Annotated in this window: 13 protein-coding genes; 2 read left to right on the forward strand and 11 right to left on the reverse strand. The window is 73.0% G+C overall.

Annotated features, from left to right (window positions below):
• The first annotated feature begins 80 nt into the window (after positions 1-80).
• Positions 81-1,241, forward strand: a complete 1,161-nt coding sequence (locus MQV74_RS15320; protein WP_242717983.1) for a M48 family metallopeptidase — start codon at positions 81-83, stop codon at positions 1,239-1,241.
• Between the two features lie 42 nt (positions 1,242-1,283).
• On the opposite strand, the gene MQV74_RS15325 is transcribed toward MQV74_RS15320, so the two are convergent.
• The 5 genes from MQV74_RS15325 to proB form a co-directional block, all read right to left on the reverse strand.
• Entirely contained in the window at positions 1,284-2,348 is a 1,065-nt protein-coding gene (locus tag MQV74_RS15325; RefSeq protein WP_242717985.1) for an SCO2583 family membrane protein, read from the reverse strand.
• Between the two features lie 121 nt (positions 2,349-2,469).
• Positions 2,470-3,096: an SCO2584 family spore wall biosynthesis protein gene (locus tag MQV74_RS15330; RefSeq protein ID WP_242717999.1), complete on the reverse strand. Its 627-nt coding sequence runs from the start codon at positions 3,094-3,096 to the stop codon at positions 2,470-2,472.
• A 103-nt stretch (positions 3,097-3,199) separates the two neighbouring features.
• The gene (locus tag MQV74_RS15335) at positions 3,200-4,486 is read right to left on the reverse strand and encodes a glutamate-5-semialdehyde dehydrogenase (RefSeq protein ID WP_242718001.1); all 1,287 of its coding nucleotides are present in this window, start codon (positions 4,484-4,486) and stop codon (positions 3,200-3,202) included.
• Between the two features lie 168 nt (positions 4,487-4,654).
• The gene (locus MQV74_RS15340) at positions 4,655-5,167 is read right to left on the reverse strand and encodes a hypothetical protein (RefSeq protein WP_242718003.1); all 513 of its coding nucleotides are present in this window, start codon (positions 5,165-5,167) and stop codon (positions 4,655-4,657) included.
• A 279-nt stretch (positions 5,168-5,446) separates the two neighbouring features.
• Positions 5,447-6,607: a glutamate 5-kinase gene (proB, locus tag MQV74_RS15345; RefSeq protein ID WP_242718012.1), complete on the reverse strand. Its 1,161-nt coding sequence runs from the start codon at positions 6,605-6,607 to the stop codon at positions 5,447-5,449.
• Positions 6,608-7,000: 393 nt separating this feature from the next.
• Between proB and MQV74_RS15350 the strand changes: the two genes are divergently transcribed.
• Positions 7,001-9,082 (forward strand): hypothetical protein, encoded by a 2,082-nt coding sequence (locus tag MQV74_RS15350; RefSeq protein ID WP_242718014.1) that lies wholly within the window; start codon positions 7,001-7,003, stop codon positions 9,080-9,082.
• A gap of 113 nt (positions 9,083-9,195) precedes the next feature.
• Here the strand turns inward: MQV74_RS15350 and obgE are convergent, their stop codons facing one another.
• From obgE to MQV74_RS15380, 6 genes are all read right to left on the reverse strand, one after another.
• Positions 9,196-10,644 carry a GTPase ObgE gene (gene obgE / locus MQV74_RS15355; RefSeq protein ID WP_242718016.1) on the reverse strand — a complete coding sequence of 483 codons (1,449 nt, stop codon included), beginning with the start codon at positions 10,642-10,644 and terminating at the stop codon, positions 9,196-9,198.
• A 157-nt stretch (positions 10,645-10,801) separates the two neighbouring features.
• The gene (gene rpmA, locus MQV74_RS15360; protein WP_010986870.1) at positions 10,802-11,056 is read right to left on the reverse strand and encodes a 50S ribosomal protein L27; all 255 of its coding nucleotides are present in this window, start codon (positions 11,054-11,056) and stop codon (positions 10,802-10,804) included.
• 14 nt (positions 11,057-11,070) lie between these two features.
• Positions 11,071-11,391, reverse strand: coding sequence for a 50S ribosomal protein L21 (rplU, locus tag MQV74_RS15365; RefSeq protein ID WP_030673925.1), 321 nt, complete (start codon positions 11,389-11,391; stop codon positions 11,071-11,073).
• Between the two features lie 281 nt (positions 11,392-11,672).
• Positions 11,673-13,037: a phospholipase D-like domain-containing protein gene (locus MQV74_RS15370; protein ID WP_242718018.1), complete on the reverse strand. Its 1,365-nt coding sequence runs from the start codon at positions 13,035-13,037 to the stop codon at positions 11,673-11,675.
• 196 nt (positions 13,038-13,233) lie between these two features.
• Positions 13,234-17,640, reverse strand: coding sequence for an Rne/Rng family ribonuclease (locus tag MQV74_RS15375; protein WP_242718020.1), 4,407 nt, complete (start codon positions 17,638-17,640; stop codon positions 13,234-13,236).
• 248 nt (positions 17,641-17,888) lie between these two features.
• Positions 17,889-18,791: a TIGR03936 family radical SAM-associated protein gene (locus MQV74_RS15380; RefSeq protein WP_242718022.1), complete on the reverse strand. Its 903-nt coding sequence runs from the start codon at positions 18,789-18,791 to the stop codon at positions 17,889-17,891.
• Between the last annotated feature and the right edge of the window lie 37 nt (positions 18,792-18,828).

Below are 18,828 nucleotides of genomic sequence, written 5' to 3' on the forward strand. Positions count from 1 at the left end.
GGTATCTCCGCCTAGGCTGGGCCCCGTCTCGGGGGCACGATTGCGGACGCGACGGACGGACACGACATGGGGGATGCGGCATGACCAACGGCAACCACGACGGCCAGGACAGCCACAACGGCCACGACGGCACAGGCGGCGACAGCGGCAGCGACGGGACGGGCAGCGGCCGGGAGAGCGTGCCGAGCAGGCAGCGCAGGCGCTTCCCCGGCATCTCGTCCCGGGCGTACGAGCACCCGGCGGACCGCTCCGCCCTGGTGGCCCTGCGCAAGCTCAGCGGGTTCGACACGGTCTTCAAGGCACTCAGCGGACTGCTCCCCGAGCGCAGCCTCAGGCTGCTGTTCCTCTCGGACTCCGTACGCGTGTCCGACGCCCAGTTCGCGCACCTCAACGTCATGCTGCGGGACGCCTGTTACATCCTGGACCTGGAGAAGGTCCCGCCGATGTACGTCACGCAGGACCCGAAGCCGAACGCGATGTGCATCGGCCTCGACGAGCCGATCATCGTGGTCACCACCGGCCTGGTCGAGCTGCTCGACGAGGAGGAGATGCGCGCGGTCGTCGGCCACGAGGTGGGCCACGCCCTGTCCGGCCACGCGGTCTACCGCACGATCCTGCTGTTCCTGACGAACCTCGCCCTGAAGGTGGCGTGGATCCCGCTCGGCAACGTGGCGATCATGGCGATCGTGACCGCGCTGCGCGAGTGGTTCCGCAAGTCGGAGCTGTCCGCGGACCGCGCGGGCCTGCTCGTCGGCCAGGACCTGCAGGCGTCCATGCGCGGCCTGATGAAGATCGCGGGCGGCAACCACCTGCACGAGATGAACGTGGACGCCTTCCTGGAGCAGGCCGAGGAGTACGAGGCGGGCGGCGACCTGCGCGACTCCGTCCTGAAGATCCTGAACGTGCTGCCGCGCTCCCACCCCTTCACCACCGTGCGCGCCGCCGAGCTGAGGAAGTGGGCCGCGACCCGCGACTACCAGCGCATCATGGACGGCCACTACCCGCGCCGCCAGGAGGACAAGGACACCTCCGTCTCCGACTCCTTCCGGCAGTCGGCGTCGTCGTACGCGGACACGGTGCGCAACAGCAAGGACCCGCTGATGAAGCTGGTCACGGACATCGCGGGCGGCGCGGGCGACCTCGGCGGGAAGCTGCGCGGCCGGTTCACGGGCCAGGGCGGCGGCGAATCCTCCGAGCGCCCCGGCGGCGACGGGCCCTCGGAAGGCCCCGGCGAGAAGTAGCCCCAGGCCGGTCGGCCACGCCCCTGGCCGACCGGCCATCCGCTACGTCCCGTCCCGGACCGGGCCCGCCAGGGCCCCGCACAGCGCCGTCGCCCGGCCCGTCGCGTACGGGTCGGTACCCGCGGGCCCGCCGGGGCCCGCCTCCTGGCCCGCGAGCAGCGGCCGCAGCAGCCGCGTGCTGTCGGCGGCGCAGCTCAGCGGCCCGGCCTGGACGTACGACGCGAGCAGCTCGGTCTGGTGCATGCGCAGGTCGTCGCGGTCGAAGCGGAAGTGCAGCTCGCGCCGGACGGTGAACAGCGAGGCGCGCGCGTGGCCGTGCGCGCCCGCGGGCCGCAGCGCGTAGACGAAGGTGTGGTCGGAGGCCACTTCGAGGGTCTCCTTGTCGGTCTCGTCGGCGCGCAGCGTGCCGTTCACCCGCACCCCCGGGTCGGCGAGCGCGGTCCTCGCCGGGTCGAACCGCACCAGCCAGCCGGTGGGCGCGTGCCGCCCGTCGGCGGCGGGGCGGCTGAAGCTGCGGTCGAACTGGTCGAGCTGGGCGGGGTCGAGCAGCACCCGCGGGGAGCGCACGGTGCGGCCGCTGAGCACGTCCGGGTCGAGCGAGGACTCGACGAGGTAGTCCTTGGCGGTGGCGAGCGCGGCGACGACCTGGTCCTCGGTGAAGTGCGCGGTGCGGCGGGCGGCGGGCAGCGCGATGCCGCTGGCGCCGACGCCGAACTGCGCGGCCGGGCTCTTCGCGAACAGGTCCGCGACCTTCCCGGCACCGGGCACGCGGCCCTGCGGGGCGAGCGGGATGACGGTCATGCGCAGCGGCTCGGGGCGGCGGGCCACGGGGGTCTCGTACGGTTGGCGCACGCCCATGTAGATGGCGGTGCCGAAGGCGACGGTGATCAGGACGACGAGGATCACCACCTGCCGGGAGAGCCTGCGGTGCGGGCTCGGCCTGCGGCGGACGGCGCGCGCGTGGTCGCCCATCCGCTCGCGCGCGGAGAACTCCTGTAATCGCGCAGCGCGTACGAACGACTCGTCGAAGACGACGGATCGGTACTCGTCCTCACCTCCGGGAGCGCCCTCGGGTGTCCCCGCAGGTGGTTCTCCTGGCCCGCCCATACCTTCAGGGTAGGTCTCCGGGACGCGCGGTAAACGCCCTGGTACACGACAAGTTCTGACAACTCCTCACGTGCCGCGTCAGCACGTTCGCCGAGCTCGTGCGGGGGTTCGCGGGAGGGTGTCAGGGCGTGCGCGGCTCGGCCGGTACGGCGGGCTGGCCGAACTCCGCCGACGCGGAGGGGCCGCCGGCCTCGCCCGCGCCCCGGGTCTGCTCGACCTCGGTGGTCGCGGGCGGGGGTATGCGGTCCTGGCGGCCGGACGACGCCCCGCGGTACACCGCGGCGAAGGCGAAGGCCACCATGCCTATGCCCATCAGGAGGGCGAGCATCCAGGCGACGGGGCGGTGCCAGCGGACCTTGCCGCCGCGCCGGCCGTAGCGCCCGCGGCCGTCCTCCATCAGCTCCGCGTCGTCGAGGTCGTCGAGTTCGTCGACGTCACGGTCGGGGCCGAAGACGCCGTCGTCCGGGCCGTATCCGTCGTAGGCGTAGTCGTCGAAGTCGCCGTCCGCCGCGTCCCGTGCGTCGGAGCCGGAGCGGCGGGAGCGGCCGCGGCGGGCCTCGGCCTCGGCGCGGGCCTGGGCGGCGGCCAGGAGGCGCTCCACGGCGGTGGGTTCGTGGATTTCCGCGGCCCGCACGAAGTCCTCGTCGAAGACCACGGAGGCGAACTCGTCGTCCGCACCCCCGTGGTCGCGGTCGTCGTCGGGCTCCCCGCCGCCTGCGAACGGCGTGCCCCCCACGTCCTCCGGCACGCGTCCAGCGTAGACCTGGAGTGGTGGATTTGGGCAGACGGAAAGGGAATTCAGCAGTTGTGACCCCGAACGCCCCCGCCCGTCGGGCGGGGGCCACAAGGCCTCAGCGCACGTGTCCGTCGCCGGTCACGATGTACTTCGTCGAGGTCAGTTCCGGCAGGCCCATCGGCCCGCGCGCGTGCAGCTTCTGCGTGGAGATGCCGATCTCGGCGCCGAAGCCGAACTGGCCGCCGTCGGTGAACCGCGTGGAGGCGTTCACGGCGACCGTCGTGGAGTCCACGAGCTGGGTGAACCGGCGGGCGGCCTGCTGCGAGGTGGTGACGATGGCCTCGGTGTGCCCGGAGGTCCACAGCCGGATGTGCTCGACGGCCTGCTCCAGGGAGTCGACGACGGCGGCCGCGATGTCGTACGAGAGGTACTCGGTCTCCCAGTCCTCGGCGGTCGCCGGGACGACGGTGGCCTTCGAGGCGGGGGCGTACGCCTGGACGCGCTCGTCGGCGTGCACGGTCACGCCCGCCCCGGCGAGCGCGTCCAGGGCGCGCGGCAGGAAGGCGTCGGCGATGTCGGCGTGCACCAGGAGGGTCTCGGCGGCGTTGCAGACGCTGACGCGGTGCGCCTTGGAGTTGATGAGGATCTCGACGGCCATGTCGAGGTCGGCGTCCTTGTCGACGTACACGTGGCAGTTGCCGGTGCCGGTCTCGATGACGGGGACGGTGGACTCCTCGACGACCGTCTTGATCAGCGAGGCGCCGCCGCGCGGGATCAGGACGTCGACGAGGCCGCGGGCGCGCATCAGCTCGCGCACGGAGTCGCGGCTCTCGCCGGGCACGAGCTGGACGGCGTCGGCCGGGAGCCCGGCGCCGCCGACGGCGTCGCGCAGGACGCGCGCCAGCGCCGTGTTGGAGGCGTACGCGGACGACGAACCGCGCAGCAGCACCGCGTTGCCGGACTTCAGGCACAGGGCGGCGGCGTCCACGGTGACGTTCGGCCGGGCCTCGTAGATGATGCCGACGACGCCGAGGGGGACGCGGACCTGGCGCAGGTCGATGCCGTTGGGCAGCGTGGAGCCGCGCACGACCTCGCCGACGGGGTCGGGCAGGGCGACGACGTCCCGCACGTCGGCGGCGATGGCGCGCACGCGCTCGGGCGTGAGCGTGAGCCGGTCCACGATCGCCTCGCTGGTCCCGGCCGCGCGGGCGCGCTCGACGTCCTCGGCGTTGGCCTCGACGATCTCCGCCGTGCGCACCTCCAGGGCGTCGGCGACGGCGAGCAGCGCGTCGTCCTTCGCGGCCCGCGGCAGCGGCGCGAGCCGCGCGGCGGCGGCGCGGGCACGGTAGGCCGCTTGCGCGACCGGGGACATGTTGTCGTACGGGGAGAGCGGGGCGGTCATGCCGGAAGCGTAGCCTTGCGCGCGCCCGCGTCCATGGGGTGTCCCGCTCCGCGAGACATGGCCGGTTTCCGCGTGTGACGCATCCGCGGGTCGTTTGGGGCGGGGCGCGCCCACGCGAATGGAGCCGTACGTCGCCACGGCCGCGGGCCGCCCCGGCGTCGCCGCCGCCTAGAAGGGGTGGACGCCGACCGGGGTCGCGGGCAGCGGCCCGTACCCCTCCGCGATGCGCTGGTGATACGTGTCGCGGTCGATCACTTCGAGGCCGACGATCTCCCAGGGCGGCAGCTGCGCGGTCTGCCGGTGCTCGCCCCACAGGCGCAGCGCCACCGCCGCGGCGTCGTGCAGGTCGCGGGCCTCTTCCCAGTAGCGGATTTCCGCGTGGTCGTGGGCGTACCGGCTGGTCAGCAGAAAGGGGTGGTCGTGGGCGAGCTGTTCGAGACCGCGCCTGACCTCCTGCAACGGGGTCCTGGTGCCGGAGACGCTGAGTGTCACGTGCCACAGGCGCGGGGCCTCGGCGCGCTCGCCGCCCGTCTCCCGGGGGCTCTCGTCCGGCTGCCGCGCGCCTGTCTCCCGGTCGTGGTCATCGCCCGTGCCCCCGGTGTACGCCGCCCCCGCGGCGACGCTCGTCAGGGCGCGCTCAGCCGACCCGCGGGACGCCGCCCCTGGGCGCACTCGTCTCACGACGGCCTCCTTCAACCAGTCCTCATGCGGATGCGCAACGGTCGTTACGCAACGGTCGTGCGGAACTGCCTTGCAACAAAGTTGAGCAGGACAAGCGGTCTCTCGGGGCGATTTTCCGGAGTTTCCCCTCGGGCGAGCCGGTCCGTGAACGGCGTTCGCGCCTGTTTTCGGCCTGATTTCCGCTGGTGTCGACGGGGTGGGCGGGGATAGCGGGGCGGGCCGCACAGGGGTTCGCGGGAGCGCGCGTTCAGGGGCGGGGCGCGGCCCGGCCGGGGCGCCTCAGGGGTGCAGGACCACCAGGTCGTCGCGGTGGATCACTTCGCGCTCGTACGCGGGACCGAGCTCGCGGGCGAGCTCGTGCGTGGAGCGGCCGAGGAGCCGGGGCAGCTCCTTGGCGTCGAAGTTGACCAGGCCGCGGGCGACGGCACGCCCCGCGGGGTCCCGCAGCTCGACCGGGTCGCCCGCGATGAAGTCGCCCTCGACGGCCGCGATGCCCGCGGGCAGCAGCGACTTGCGGCCCTCCACGACCGCGCGCACGGCCCCGTCGTCGAGCGTGACGGCACCCCGGGGCGCCGAGGCGTGCTGGAGCCACAGCAGACGGTCCGCGGAGCGGCGCCCGGTGGCGTGGAAGTACGTGCCCGTGTCCCGGCCCGCGAGGGCGTCCGACGCGTGGCTCGCGGAGGTCAGGACGACGGGGATGCCCGCGGCCGCGGCGATCCGGGCGGCCTCGACCTTGGTGACCATGCCGCCGGTGCCGACGCCCGCCTTGCCCGCGCTGCCGATCTTGACGTGCGCGATGTCGGCGGGGCCGCGCACCTCGCCGATGCGCGCGGTGCCCTCGGCCGCGGGGTCGCCGTCGTACAGGCCGTCGACGTCCGAGAGCAGCACGAGCAGGTCGGCGCGGACGAGGTGGGCGACGAGGGCGGCGAGCCGGTCGTTGTCGCCGAAGCGGATCTCGTCGGTCGCGACGGTGTCGTTCTCGTTGACGACCGGCAGGGCGCCCATGGCGAGGAGCTTGTCGAGGGTGCGCGAGGCGTTGCGGTGGTGGGCGCGGCGGCTGGTGTCGTCGGTGGTGAGCAGGATCTGCCCGACGCGGAGGCCGTAGCGCGCGAAGGAGGCCGTGTAGCGGGCCATGAGCAGGCCCTGGCCGACGCTGGCCGCGGCCTGCTGGCGGGCCAGGTCCTTGGGGCGGCGGCGCAGGCCGAGCGGCGCGAGCCCGGCGGCGATGGCACCGGACGACACGAGCACGATCTCGCGCTCGCCCCCGCCCACCCGTCTCCCGCCACCGCCCTCAACCGAGACCCTTCGGGCCGCCCCCAGATTTCGGTGCTTGGCCAGCACGTCGACGAGCGCGTCAACGCGGTCCGCGTCGAGGCCCCCCGAAGCGGTGGTCAGCGAGGAGGACCCCACCTTGACGACGACCCGGTGAGCCTCTGCCACGCCCTGCCTAGTCACGCGCTTCCCCAAATGATCCCGATGCTGCTGGCCCTGCGAATCTACGCGAAGACCGGGGCCCGGCGCCCCGGCGTTCCGGCCGGTGGACCGTACGGGGGCGGCCAGCGAGCGGCCAGGGGGCCGCCGGGGCGCTCCGCAGGGGCGTCAAGCAGCCACACGACGGGATTCCGGCCCATGCACCCTGTGACCTTTGCCCCTATATGCGGTGATGAGCGTCACGGAAGATTGCTACGGAGGCACCCGGCGTCATACGGTCAGGGGTCTTCCTCTTATCCGGATGAGTGACGAGCCTCGTCTGAAGCAGGCCCCGTCCTCATGTTCCGGACTCCAGTACCGCCCCCGCCCTGTCCGACCGCCCCCCGCCAGGAGCTCAAGCCCGTGCCCTCCGCCGGACTCGCCAACCGCCGCATCGTGCAGCTCACCGCGCTGCTGACGATGTTCGCACTCTTCGCGGCACAGCTCGCCACCGCGCTGATTCCGTACGTCCCGGTGTTCATCGCCGCCTCCGCGGCGAACCTCGCGCTCGACATCTACCTGCAGTACAAGCAGCCGGGGCTGCTCTCCCTGCTCGGCAAGGTCCGCTTCGACGTCATCGTCCGGCAGCTGCTGCGCGACATGCTGATCCTCGTCGGCCTGCTGCGCATCGACGGCATCGAGCCGCTCGCCGAGCAGTCGCCGCTGACCGTCTCGCTGCTCGTCTTCTTCGCCCTGCACTTCACCTGCACGGCGACCGCCGTCATGGTCCGCCGCAGCCGTCAGCTGCCGGTGCTCACGCGGAACATCGACACCTCCGCGCTGCACCTCACCGCCGCGCCGCCGCGCCTGCTGGCCCGCCAGCACGCGCGCCGCCTGCTCCTGTTCTCGGTGCCGACGACCCTGGGCCTGCTGCTCACGGCGGCCACCACCGACGCGTACTGGGGCGGCATCGGCCTCGGCATCTCCCTGGCGCTCCTGGGCGGCAGCGTCGTCTACCTCATGACCTGGCTGCTCCCCAAGAAGCGCGCCAAGAACACCGAAGCGGTCATGGAGTGGCTCGACCAGTGGCTGGCCGACTACCAGCCGACCGTCGGCATGTACTTCTCCGGCGGCACCACCTCCGCGTACCAGGCCAACATGTGGCTCTCCACGCTCTCGCAGCTCGACGGCAACCCGCTGATCGTGCTCCGCGAGCGCTTCATGGTCCAGAAGATCGACTCCACGGACGTGCCGATCATCTGCTTCCCGAAGGTCGCCACGATGTTCTCCCTGGAGCAGTCGACGCTGAAGATGCTCCTGCACCCGGCGAACGCCGCGAAGACCTCGCAGGTGCTGCGCATCCCGTCGATCAAGCACGCCTTCATCAACCACGGCGAGAGCGACAAGCTGTCCTCCTGCAACCCGTACGCGAAGGCGTACGACGAGGTGTGGGTCGCCGGTCCCGCCGCGCGCGAGCGCTACCAGCTCGCCGACATCGGCGTGGCCGACCAGGACGTCGTCGAGGTCGGCCGTCCGCAGCTGTCCCCGATCCGCCCGTACTCGGGCGCGCCCACCGGTGCGTTCACGACCGTCCTGTACGCGCCCACCTGGGAGGGCTGGGACGGCAACCCGGGCAACACCTCGGTCATCCTCGCGGGCGAGAACATCGTCCGGCACCTGCTCGCCGACCCCGGTGTGCGCCTGATCTACAAGCCGCACCCGATGACCGGCTCCCAGATCCCGGCCGCGGGCGCCGCCAACGAGCGCATCAAGGCCATGATCCGCGAGGCCAACGTCCAGCGCTCCGGCGCCCGGCCCGGCCCCGAGGCCGAGGCCGAGCTGGTCCGCCGCACCGAGGAGCTGAACCTCCTCACGGCGAAGAAGTTCCGCAAGGGCGCGGACGAACAGGAGCGCATGATGCTCCAGGGCAAGCCCGACGGCGACATCCGCGCCGCGATCATCGAGGCGACGCTCGCCTGGGAGACCGCGTACTGGGCGGCCCTGCCGGAGTGGGAGCACCAGATCATCACCGAGTCGCGACCGGCGATCTTCTCCTGCTTCAACCAGGCCGACGTGCTCATCAGCGACGTCTCGTCGGTCGTGTCCGACTGGCTGAGCAGCGAGAAGCCGTACGCGGTGGCCAACACCACGGGGCTGAGCGAGGCGGACTTCCGCGCCGGCTTCCCGACGGTGCGGGCCGCGGCCATCCTGTCGCCCGAGGCGGAGGGCGTGCCCGCGCTCCTGGCCGCCGTGCGCGACCCCGGCCACGACGTGTACGCCGAGGCGCGTGCCGAGCTCAAGGAGCACCTCCTCGGGCCCTCCGACCCGCCCTCCCTGGTCCGCTTCAACGCGGCGGCGGTGGCGCTGAGCGCCAAGTCCGACGCGCGGCGCGTGCGCGCTGCCGCGCGGGTCGCCGCGGAGATCCCCGCGCAGCGGGAGGAGGCCGCGGAGGAGGCGGCCGCCGAGGCGGCCGAGGCCGCCGCGGAGGAGCTGGAGTCCGCGTAGCTCTTCGTACGCCGAAGGGGCCCGGAGCGAGTGATTCGCTCCGGGCCCCTTCGCTTGTTCCGACGGTTGCTCCCTGCCCCGGCCGTGGGCAGGGCAGGGCAGGGAGCCAGGGTCTAGAACGGGTTGAAGTCGTTGAACTCCTGCTCCGACTCGTCGCGCTCCGCGTCGCGGTCGCGGCGGCGCTGCGCGGCGGGGCGCGGCGCCTCGAAGCGGTGGTCCTCGCCACGGCGGCCGAGCATCTCCGCGCCGGCGGACATCGAGGGCTCCCAGTCGAAGACGACGGCGGCGTCCTCGGGGCCGATGGCGACGCCGTCGCCCGCGCGGGCGCCCGCCTTCATCAGCTGGTCCTCGACGCCGAGGCGGTTGAGCCGGTCGGCGAGGTAGCCGACGGCCTCGTCGTTGTTGAAGTCGGTCTGGCGGACCCAGCGCTCCGGCTTCTCGCCGCGGACGCGGTACAGGGGCGCCCCCTCGTCGTCCTCGCGCGTCACGGTGAAGCCCGCGTCGTCGACGGCCTTGGGCCGGATGACGATGCGCGTGGCCTCCTCCTTGGGCTTGGCGGCCCGTGCCCCTGCGACGAACTCGGCGAGCGCGAACGACAGCTCCTTGAGGCCCTTGTGGGCCACGGCGGAGACCTCGAAGACGCGGTAGCCGCGGGCCTCCAGGTCGGGGCGGACCATGTCGGCGAGGTCCTGGCCGTCGGGGATGTCGACCTTGTTGAGGACGACGAGCCGGGGCCGGTTCTCCAGGCCCGCGCCGTACTGCCGCAGCTCGGCCTCGATCACGTCGAGGTCCGAGACCGGGTCGCGGTCGGACTCCAGGGTCGCGGTGTCCAGGACGTGCACGAGCACGCTGCAGCGCTCGACATGGCGCAGGAACTCGAGGCCGAGGCCCTTGCCCTGGCTGGCGCCCGGGATGAGGCCGGGCACGTCGGCGATGGTGTAGACGGTGGAGCCCGCGGTGACGACGCCCAGGTTCGGCACGAGCGTCGTGAACGGGTAGTCGGCGATCTTCGGCTTGGCGGCGGACAGGACCGAGATCAGCGAGGACTTGCCCGCGCTCGGGTAGCCGACGAGCGCCACGTCCGCGACGGTCTTGAGCTCCAGGACCACGTCGCCCGCGTCGCCGGGCACGCCGAGCAGCGCGAAGCCGGGGGCCTTGCGCCGGGCGGAGGCGAGCGCCGCGTTGCCGAGGCCGCCGCGGCCGCCCTGTGCGGCGACGTACGAGGTGCCGTGGCCGACGAGGTCCGCGAGGACGTTGCCCTGCTTGTCCAGGACGACCGTGCCGTCCGGCACCGGCAGGACCAGGTCCTGGCCGTCCTTGCCGGAGCGGTTGCCGCCCTCGCCGGGCTTGCCGTTGGTGGCCTTGCGGTGCGGGCTGTGGTGGTAGTCGAGCAGGGTGGTGACCGACTGGTCGACGACCAGGATCACATCGCCGCCACGGCCGCCGTTGCCGCCGTCCGGGCCGCCGAGCGGCTTGAACTTCTCACGGTGGACGGAGGCACAGCCGTGGCCCCCGTTACCCGCGGCGACGTGCAGCTCGACGCGGTCCACGAAGGTGGTCATGGTTCGGTGCCTCCTGGAAGGGTCCCCCCGGCCGCGGGGCCGGAGGAGTACGAAAGTGTCTAGCTGTGCTGTGTCTATTCAAAACACGCGAAAGGCGGACCCGCTTCCCGACAGGGAAGTGAGGTCCGCCTCGCGAAAGTTCCGGTCAGAGTGCCGTTCAGGCGACCGGGACGATGTTCACGACCTTGCGGCCGCGGTGGGTACCGAACTCCACCGCGCCGGCGTCCAGGGCGAACAGGGTGTCGTCCTTGCCGCGGCCGACGCCCGAGCCCGGGTGGAAGTGGGTGCCGCGCTGGCGGACCAGGATCTCACCGGCGTTGACGACCTGACCGCCGAAGCGCTTCACGCCGAGCCGCTGAGCATTGGAGTCGCGACCGTTCCGGGTGGACGATGCGCCCTTCTTGTGTGCCATCTTGTCTCAGTCCCTTACTTCGCAGCCGTGGGGATGCCGGTGACCTTGATCGCCGTGTACTGCTGACGGTGACCCTGGCGACGGCGGTAGCCGGTCTTGTTCTTGTAGCGCAGAATGTCGATCTTCTGGCCCTTGTGGTGGTCCACGACCTCGGCCGTGACCTTGATGCCGGCCAGGACCCACGGGTCGCTGGTCACGGACTCGCCGTCGACAACGAGCAGGGTCGAGAGCTCGACCGTGTCGCCAACCTTGGCGGTGGAAATCTTGTCAACCTCAACGATGTCGCCGACAGCAACCTTGTGCTGGCGACCACCGCTGCGCACGATGGCGTACACGCGGATCTCTCTCTCGCTCGGAACGGAATCCCCGCAGTCCAGCCGTCCGCAGCGACAGCGCGATCGGCCTCTCCCGAAGATCCGTAGGAATTCCGGGAGGGAAGAAGGTTTACGAGGATGGGCGCACGTATGGACACGCCGACGGTCAAGATTACGGGGCCCGCCCGTAAGGGTCAAACCGGGTCCCGAGAAGCGCCCCGAAGGGGCGCGGGGAACTGCGCGACCGGCCACGACGGGCCCGCAGCCGGTCGACAGCTCCTCTCGGCGGCTCCGGCGAAGCGCTAGCGCGTCGGCTTCTCACCGTCCGGCGGCAGCGGCTTCACGCCCCGGCACAGGTCCGTCTTGTCCTTGGTACCGGGCCACGCCACCTTCTTCACGCGGTTGAAGTGCTTGAGGTACGTGTTGTGCACGGCGTCGTCGTCGATCTTGACGATCAGCTCGTCGTTCTCGCGCAGCGCGGGCGCGGTGTAGTTCTGCGAACCGGTGAAGGACACCTTCTTGATCTTGCCGTCGTACTTGCCGTCGATCAGCACGTACTTGCTGTGGATGATGTACGGCGTGACGAGCTTCTGGCCGGGCCTGAGCGGGTCCCGGTCGTCGTTGAAGCAGCGCAGCGCCGGGCCGCCGGGCTTGTGCAGCCCTTCCCAGGTGCCGGGCCTGCCGTTCTGGCTCTTGGCGCTGTCCGTCTCGGCGTACACCAGGTCGACGGCGCAGCCCGCCTTCTGCAGGGAGACCAGCTTGTCGGCGATCTGCTTGCGCGTGATCTTGAAGATGGAGGCGCGGACCTTGGTGCTGCGCTTGACGCCGTGTGCGTCCTTGTAGGTGCACGAGACGTTGTTCAGGACCGAGTACATGGTGTCGGTCTCGTTCACCGTGCCGACGCGCGGGAAGAAGTACGCCTTGTAGCGGCCGCTGCTGGCCGTGCGGTAGTCCCAGGCCTCCCAGTTCCTGCCGACCATGTCGGTGAAGTACTCGGAGAACGCGTCGTACATGGCCGGGTTGTCCGGCAGCAGCAGCGCGTCGTTGAAGAACTTGGTGTGCGCCGACGGGGTCGAGTTCGACGTGGTCTGGACGACGACGTCCCGGGCCCCCTTGACCTCGGAGAACAGCCAGAACTTGTTGTGCATGATCGATTTGCCGTACCGCGGGTCGCCCAGGCACGACTTGTTCGGCGGGCACAGCGTCACGAAGGACGACTTGGTCCGGTTGGCGCCGAGCTCGTTGACGAGCGTGGCGTACGCGGTGTTGTCCGGGCGGTCCGTCTTGCTGGTCGAGTCGAGCAGGATCTGTACGTTGACCCCGCGCTTGTGGGCGCCGACGAGCGCCTCGACTATGGGAGCCTCCCAGACGTGGTAGACGGCGACCTTGATGGTCGAGCCCTCCACGGCCGCGTCGGTCAGCTCGATGAGCCGGGTGCGGATCGCGTGCTGCTGGTCGACGGTGCCCAGCGGGTCGTTGAAGACGGGGCCCTCGGGCCAGGCGGGCGTCCCGGCGGGCGCGGCGGTGGCGGTGGCCGCGGCCGGCAGGGTGGCGGCCGACAGGACCGTGGCGAGCGCGGCGGCCTGGCGCCCTCCCCTGGCGGGCCGTACCGCCCGGTGGCGTCCCGTGCCCCTCAGACGTATCCCGTGTGGACGTGCTCCCGCCATGTCCATCCCTCCCCTTGCTCAACGGACCCCGTGAGTCTTACAGGTATCCCGCCCCGGCACCAAGTACGGGCCGGAAGCGGACAACCCCAACGGATAGGTGATGGTGGAGCGCGGGAACGCCGGAGCCCCCGCCCGGCGCGTGCGCCGGACGGGGGCTCCGAGCTGCTGACCTCCGCGGTCGCTGATCCCTCGCGGGTCAGCTCGCGTCGGCCGCGACGGCGGACGGCGCCGACTGCTCGGCCGCCGCGGCCTTCTTGGCGGTGGTCTTCTTCGCCGCCTTCTTGGCCGTCGTCTTCTTCGCGGTCGTCTTCTTGGCCGCGGTCTTCTTGGTCGCGGCCGTCTTGGCCGCCGCCGTCTTGGCCACCGTCTTCTTGGCCGCCGTCTTCTTCGTGGCGGCCTTCTTGGCAGTGGCCTTCTTGACCGTCTTGCGGGCCGTCTTCTTGGCGGCCTTGGCCTCGGCCTCGGGGGCCTCCTCCGCGGTCGCCTCGCCGGCGGTCGCGGACGGGGCCTCGGGGGCCTGCTCCGGCTCGGCGGCCTCGGCGACGGGGGCGGCCTGCTCGGCCTTGTCCGTCCGCTGCGCCCCGTCGGCCTGCTCCGCGGGCTTGTCCGCCGCGGGCAGGACCACCACGGCCGCGTCCTCCGACGCGGTCGGCGCGGTCGCCTTGCGGACGGCGCGGCGGCGCGGCCGGGCCGGGGCCTCGGCGACGGGCTCCGCGACGGCCGGTGCGACCGGCTCCGCGACGGGCTCGGCGGCAGCGGCCACCGGCTCCGGCTCGGCCGGGGCCGTCGGCTCCTGCTTGGCGGCCTCCGTGACGATCACCTCGGCGTCGCCCGCGGCCTTCGGCGAACCGGCCGGAGCCGACGCCTTACGGGTCGCGCGGCGGCGCGTACGCCCCTTGGGAGCGGCGTCGTCCTCGACGGCGGGCGCCGGGGCCTCGGCCACCGGGGCGGCCTCGACGGGCTCCACCGTGTCGGCCTCGACCGCCACGGGCTCGGCCGTCACGGGCTCGCTCTTCACGGGCTCGGCCGTCTCGGCCTCGGCCTTCGCGGACCGCGCCTTCGCCGTGCCGGACTTGGCCTTCTTGGCCTTCCTGCCGGACTCCGGCCGCTCGGCCTCGGGCGACTGCTCGGGCTGCTCGGCCTGCTCCGCCTTGGGCGCGCCCGCCGGAGCCGACGCGCGGCGCGTGGCCCGGCGCCGCGAACGGCCCCGGGACGCCGCGGCCGCCTCGGCCTCCGCGGCGCTGCTGTACAGCTCCTCGTCCGCCGCGAAGTCCGGCTCGGGCAGGGCCACCGGCGCGGCGGTCTCCGCCTCGACCTCGGCCGCCGTCTCCGTGGCGGTGTCCTCGGCCTCGACGGCGGCGGGGGCCTCGTGCGTGTGCTCGGCACCGCCGCGGCCGCGCTTCTTGCGCTTGCCGCCGCCACCGGCCGACGTCGCCTGGTCCATGTGCACGATCACACCGCGGCCGTTGCAGTGGACACAGGTCTCGGAGAAGGACTCCAGCAGGCCCTGGCCCACGCGCTTGCGGGTCATCTGGACGAGACCCAGCGAGGTCACCTCGGCGACCTGGTGCTTCGTGCGGTCCCGGCCCAGGCACTCCAGCATCCGCCTGAGGACGAGGTCGCGGTTGGACTCCAGGACCATGTCGATGAAGTCGACGACGACGATGCCGCCGAGGTCGCGCAGCCGCAGCTGGCGCACGATCTCCTCGGCCGCCTCCAGGTTGTTCCTGGTGACGGTCTCTTCGAGGTTGCCGCCCTGGCCGGTGAACTTGCCGGTGTTGACGTCGATCACGACCATGGCTTCGGTCTTGTCGATCACCAGCGAACCACCGCTCGGCAGCCAGACCTTGCGGTCGAGCGCCTTCGCGAGCTGCTCGTCGATCCGGTACGTCGCGAAGACGTCCACCTCGGACGTCCACCGCTGGAGGCGGTCGGCGAGGTCGGGCGCGACGTGCGAGACGTAGCCGTGGATGGTCTGCCAGGCGTCGTCACCGCTGATGATGACCTTGGAGAAGTCCTCGTTGAAGATGTCGCGGACCACGCGGACGGTCATGTCCGGCTCGCCGTACAGCAGGCTCGGCGAGCTGGTCGTGGTCATCTTCGACTTCTTGAGGATGTCCTCCCACTGCGCCTGGAGCCGCTCGACGTCGCGGCGCAGCTCGTCCTCGCTCGCGCCCTCGGCGGCGGTGCGCACGATCACGCCCGCGTCCTCGGGGACGATCTTCTTGAGGATGGTCTTCAGGCGCGCCCGCTCGGTGTCGGGCAGCTTGCGGCTGATGCCGGTCATCGAGCCCTCGGGCACGTAGACCAGGTAGCGGCCGGGCAGCGAGACCTGGCTGGTCAGGCGGGCGCCCTTGTGGCCGATCGGGTCCTTGGTGACCTGCACGAGCACGGACTGGCCGGACTTCAGGGCGGACTCGATGCGGCGCGGCCCGTTGGCCATGCCGAGCGCCTCGAAGTTGACCTCACCGGCGTACAGGACGGCGTTGCGGCCCTTGCCGATGTCGATGAAGGCGGCCTCCATCGACGGCAGGACGTTCTGCACCTTGCCCAGGTAGACGTTGCCGACGTACGACGTCGACTGCTCCTTGTTGACGTAGTGCTCGACGAGCACGTTGTCCTCGAGGACGCCGATCTGGGTGCGGTCGCCGTTCTGGCGGACGATCATCTCGCGGTTGACCGCCTCGCGGCGGGCCAGGAACTCGGCCTCGGTGATGATCGGCACCCGGCGGCGGCCCTGCTCGCGGCCCTCGCGGCGGCGCTGCTTCTTCGCCTCAAGACGGGTCGAGCCCTTGATGGACTGCACCTCGTCGCTCGGCGTGCCGTCGTCCGCGGACTTCTTGCGCGGCTCGCGGACCTTCACGACCGTGCGCTCCGGGTCGCCCTCGCCCGGCTCGCTCTCGGCAGCGTCACCGGCGCGGCGACGACGGCGGCGACGGCGACGGCTGCTGCTGGAGCCCGCCGGTCCTTCGGCGGCCTCGTCGGCCTCCTCGGCGTCCTCCGCGACCTGCTCGGCGGTGTCCTCGGCGTCCTGCTCCGCCTGCTCGGCGGCGACGTCCTCGTCCGGTCCGTCGATGCCGTCGGCGTCGGCGGACTCACCGCGGCGGCGGCGACGGCCACCACGACGGCGACGGCGGCCCTGGCGCTCGCCGGCCTCCTCGCCCTCGGCGACGTCACCGGTCTCGGCCTCGGCCTCGGCGTCCTGCGGCTCCTCCGTCTCGACGGGCTCCACGGCCTCGACGGGCTGCGGGGCCTCGACGGGCTGCTCGTCGGCGGCGCGGCGGCGACGGCGACGGCGCGGGCCCGTCTCCTCCTCGGCGACCGGAGCGGCGGGGGCCTCGGGGGCGGGCGCGGGCGCTGCCTCCGCCTCGGCCGCCTCGGCGGCGGCAGCGGCGGCGGCGCGCTCCGGGGTCTGGAACATCGGCTCGGTGAACACCGGAGCCTGGAACATGGCGACGGCGGGGCGCGCGGGGCGCCGACCCTCGTCCTCGCCCCGGGTACGCGACTCGGCGGGCGGGGCGGTGAACCCGGCGGCGGCCTTGCGGGTGGCGCGACGGCGGTTGCGGGCGCGCGGCGCGGCCTCGGCCTCGTCGGCGGCCTGCGGAACCTGCGGGGCCTCGGCGGCCTGCGGGGCCTGCGCGGCCTCGGCGGCCTTCGCCTCGGCGGCGGGCGCGGCCGCGGCGCGCGTGGCACGGCGGCGGGCGCGGCGGGGCGCCTCGGACTCGGCGGCAGCGGTGGCCTCGGGGACCGCGGCTGCGGGGGTCTCCGGCACGTCGGGGGTCTCCTCGGCCTGCGGCTCGGCGGCGGGGGCGGAGACGGCGCGCGTGGCGCGGCGGCGCGAACGGCGCGGCGCGGCGGACTCGGCCTCCTCCTCGGCCTGCGGGGCCTGCGGCGCCTCGACGGCGGGCTCCGCCGCGGCGGCGGGCTGCTCGGTCTGCGCGGCCTCGGCCTGCGCCTCGGCGGTGGGCGCGGTCACGCCACGGGTGGCACGGCGGCGCGAGCGCCGCGGCGCGGCCTCGGCCTCCGGCTCGACGGCGACCGGCTCGGCGGCGACGGCTTCAGCGGCCACCGGCTCGGCGGCAGCGGCGGCCTCCTGCGGGGCCTCCTCAGCGGCCTTGGGCGCACCGGCCGGAGCGGACGCCTTACGCGTCGCACGCCGACGCGTACGCGCCACCGGAGCCGCCTCAACGGTCTCCGCGGCCTCGGCGACCGACGGCTCGGCGGCCTCGGCCTCCTGCGGGGCCTCCTCGGCAGCCTTGGGCGCACCGGCCGGAGCGGACGCCTTACGCGTCGCACGCCGACGCGTACGCGCCACCGGAGCCGCCTCAACGGTCTCCGCGGCCTCGGCGACCGACGGCTCGACGGCCTCGGCCTGCCCGGCCTGCTCGGCGGCGAGGGCCTCGGCGGCCGTCTCGTCCGTCTCCTCGGCGTCCGGGTCCACGGTGGCGGGGGCGGCCGGTATGGCCGGCGCGGCGTCCGTGGCGGTGCCCGCGGGCGGTCCCGCGGGGCGCGACGCGGCGCGGCGCCGACGGCGCGGCGGCAGCGTGTCGCTGGGGGTGCTGCTGTTCTGCGAGCCCTCAGTGGGGTCGTTCGGCTCAAGCATGCGGGCGGTTCTCCCGTCACGCTCCCGGGCGCCGCGCCGTAAGCCGGACGTACCCGCGGCCCTCGCATGTCGCGCGGGGCCGCCATCCGAGGGCGCGGGCGCCGCACGGGAGCTGTCTATGTCTTGTCTCGCCGGTTCCGTACGCTCCTGGCGGACGGCCTGGCGAAAGTCTTCTGGTCAGTGCGCCGCCCGGCCCAGGTGGCTCCCGAGTACCAAGGGCGGCGCTGCGGTGTGCTCGGCGAGCGCCCCTACGCGGGACCTTCCGGCGCCGGCGCCTTCGCGGCGGCAGCTGCGGCGGCCCCCGCATCGGGATGCCGATCGGCCGGGGCGGCCGTGACTGCCTCGCGGTCGGGCGCGAGCGGGTCGGTCACCGTGCCGGTCTCTTCATCGAAAAGCCCCTGCGCCAGCCTGGTCACCGCTGCGGGGACCGGCGGCGCCAGGTCGGCCACAGCTCGGAGACCGGACAGGACGTCGTCGGGTCGGACGGCAGGTGTCACGTGCCGCACAACCAGCCGCAGTATCGCACAGGGCTTGTCGGTCGGCCTATCAGCGACGGAGGCGAGCGCCTCCGGGGTGAGGGCGCCCAGGCTCACGACGGCGGCGCGGGCGTCGAACGTGCGCATCCCGTTCTTCGTGCGGCGCTGGACCTCGACGGTCTCGGCGGCGCGGAAGGCGTCCGCGGCCCGCTCGGCGTCGGCGGTCTCCACGCCGTCGAGGCGCAGCTCCCACACGGAGGCGGTCAGGCGGTCGGCGAGCCCGGAGGTGCGGGCCTCGACGGCGTCCGTGATGTCGAGCCCGGCGGGCAGCGACTCGTTGAGCAGCTCCCGCAGCTTCTGCGGGTCGCGGGGCTCGGTGAGCGCGATCTCCAGATACTCGGCCTCGCTGCCCGTGCCGGTGGGTGCGGCATTGGCGTACGACACCTTCGGGTGCGGGGTGAAGCCCGCCGAGTACGCCATGGGCACCTCGGCGCGGCGCAACGCCCGCTCGAAGGCGCGCTGGAAGTCACGGTGGCTGGTGAACCGGAGGCGGCCGCGCTTGGTGTAACGCAGACGGATGCGCTGCGCCACGGGCGCGGGCGGCGGGCCTTCGGGCTGTCGCTTGCCCAGGGGAACTTCTCCTCGTGTACGCGGTCCGTGACGCTGCCCCCACATGGGCGGGGAGCACGTCCGGGCGGACGCTTGCCCGGTG

The organism is Streptomyces sp. AN091965 (assembly GCF_022698285.1).
Lineage (GTDB): Bacteria > Actinomycetota > Actinomycetes > Streptomycetales > Streptomycetaceae > Streptomyces.

What these genes read in the sequence shown, in the direction of transcription:
- MQV74_RS15370 (WP_242718018.1), bottom strand. Translation starts at nt 13,037, where the DNA reads ATGGCGGGAGCACGTCCACACGGGATACGTCTGAGGGGCACGGGACGC.
- MQV74_RS15375 (WP_242718020.1), bottom strand. Translation starts at nt 17,640, where the DNA reads ATGCTTGAGCCGAACGACCCCACTGAGGGCTCGCAGAACAGCAGCACC.
- MQV74_RS15335 (WP_242718001.1), bottom strand. Translation starts at nt 4,486, where the DNA reads ATGACCGCCCCGCTCTCCCCGTACGACAACATGTCCCCGGTCGCGCAA.
- MQV74_RS15325 (WP_242717985.1), bottom strand. Translation starts at nt 2,348, where the DNA reads ATGGGCGGGCCAGGAGAACCACCTGCGGGGACACCCGAGGGCGCTCCC.
- MQV74_RS15380 (WP_242718022.1), bottom strand. Translation starts at nt 18,791, where the DNA reads ATGTGGGGGCAGCGTCACGGACCGCGTACACGAGGAGAAGTTCCCCTG.
- obgE (WP_242718016.1), bottom strand. Translation starts at nt 10,644, where the DNA reads ATGACCACCTTCGTGGACCGCGTCGAGCTGCACGTCGCCGCGGGTAAC.
- MQV74_RS15320 (WP_242717983.1), top strand. Translation starts at nt 81, where the DNA reads ATGACCAACGGCAACCACGACGGCCAGGACAGCCACAACGGCCACGAC.
- rpmA (WP_010986870.1), bottom strand. Translation starts at nt 11,056, where the DNA reads ATGGCACACAAGAAGGGCGCATCGTCCACCCGGAACGGTCGCGACTCC.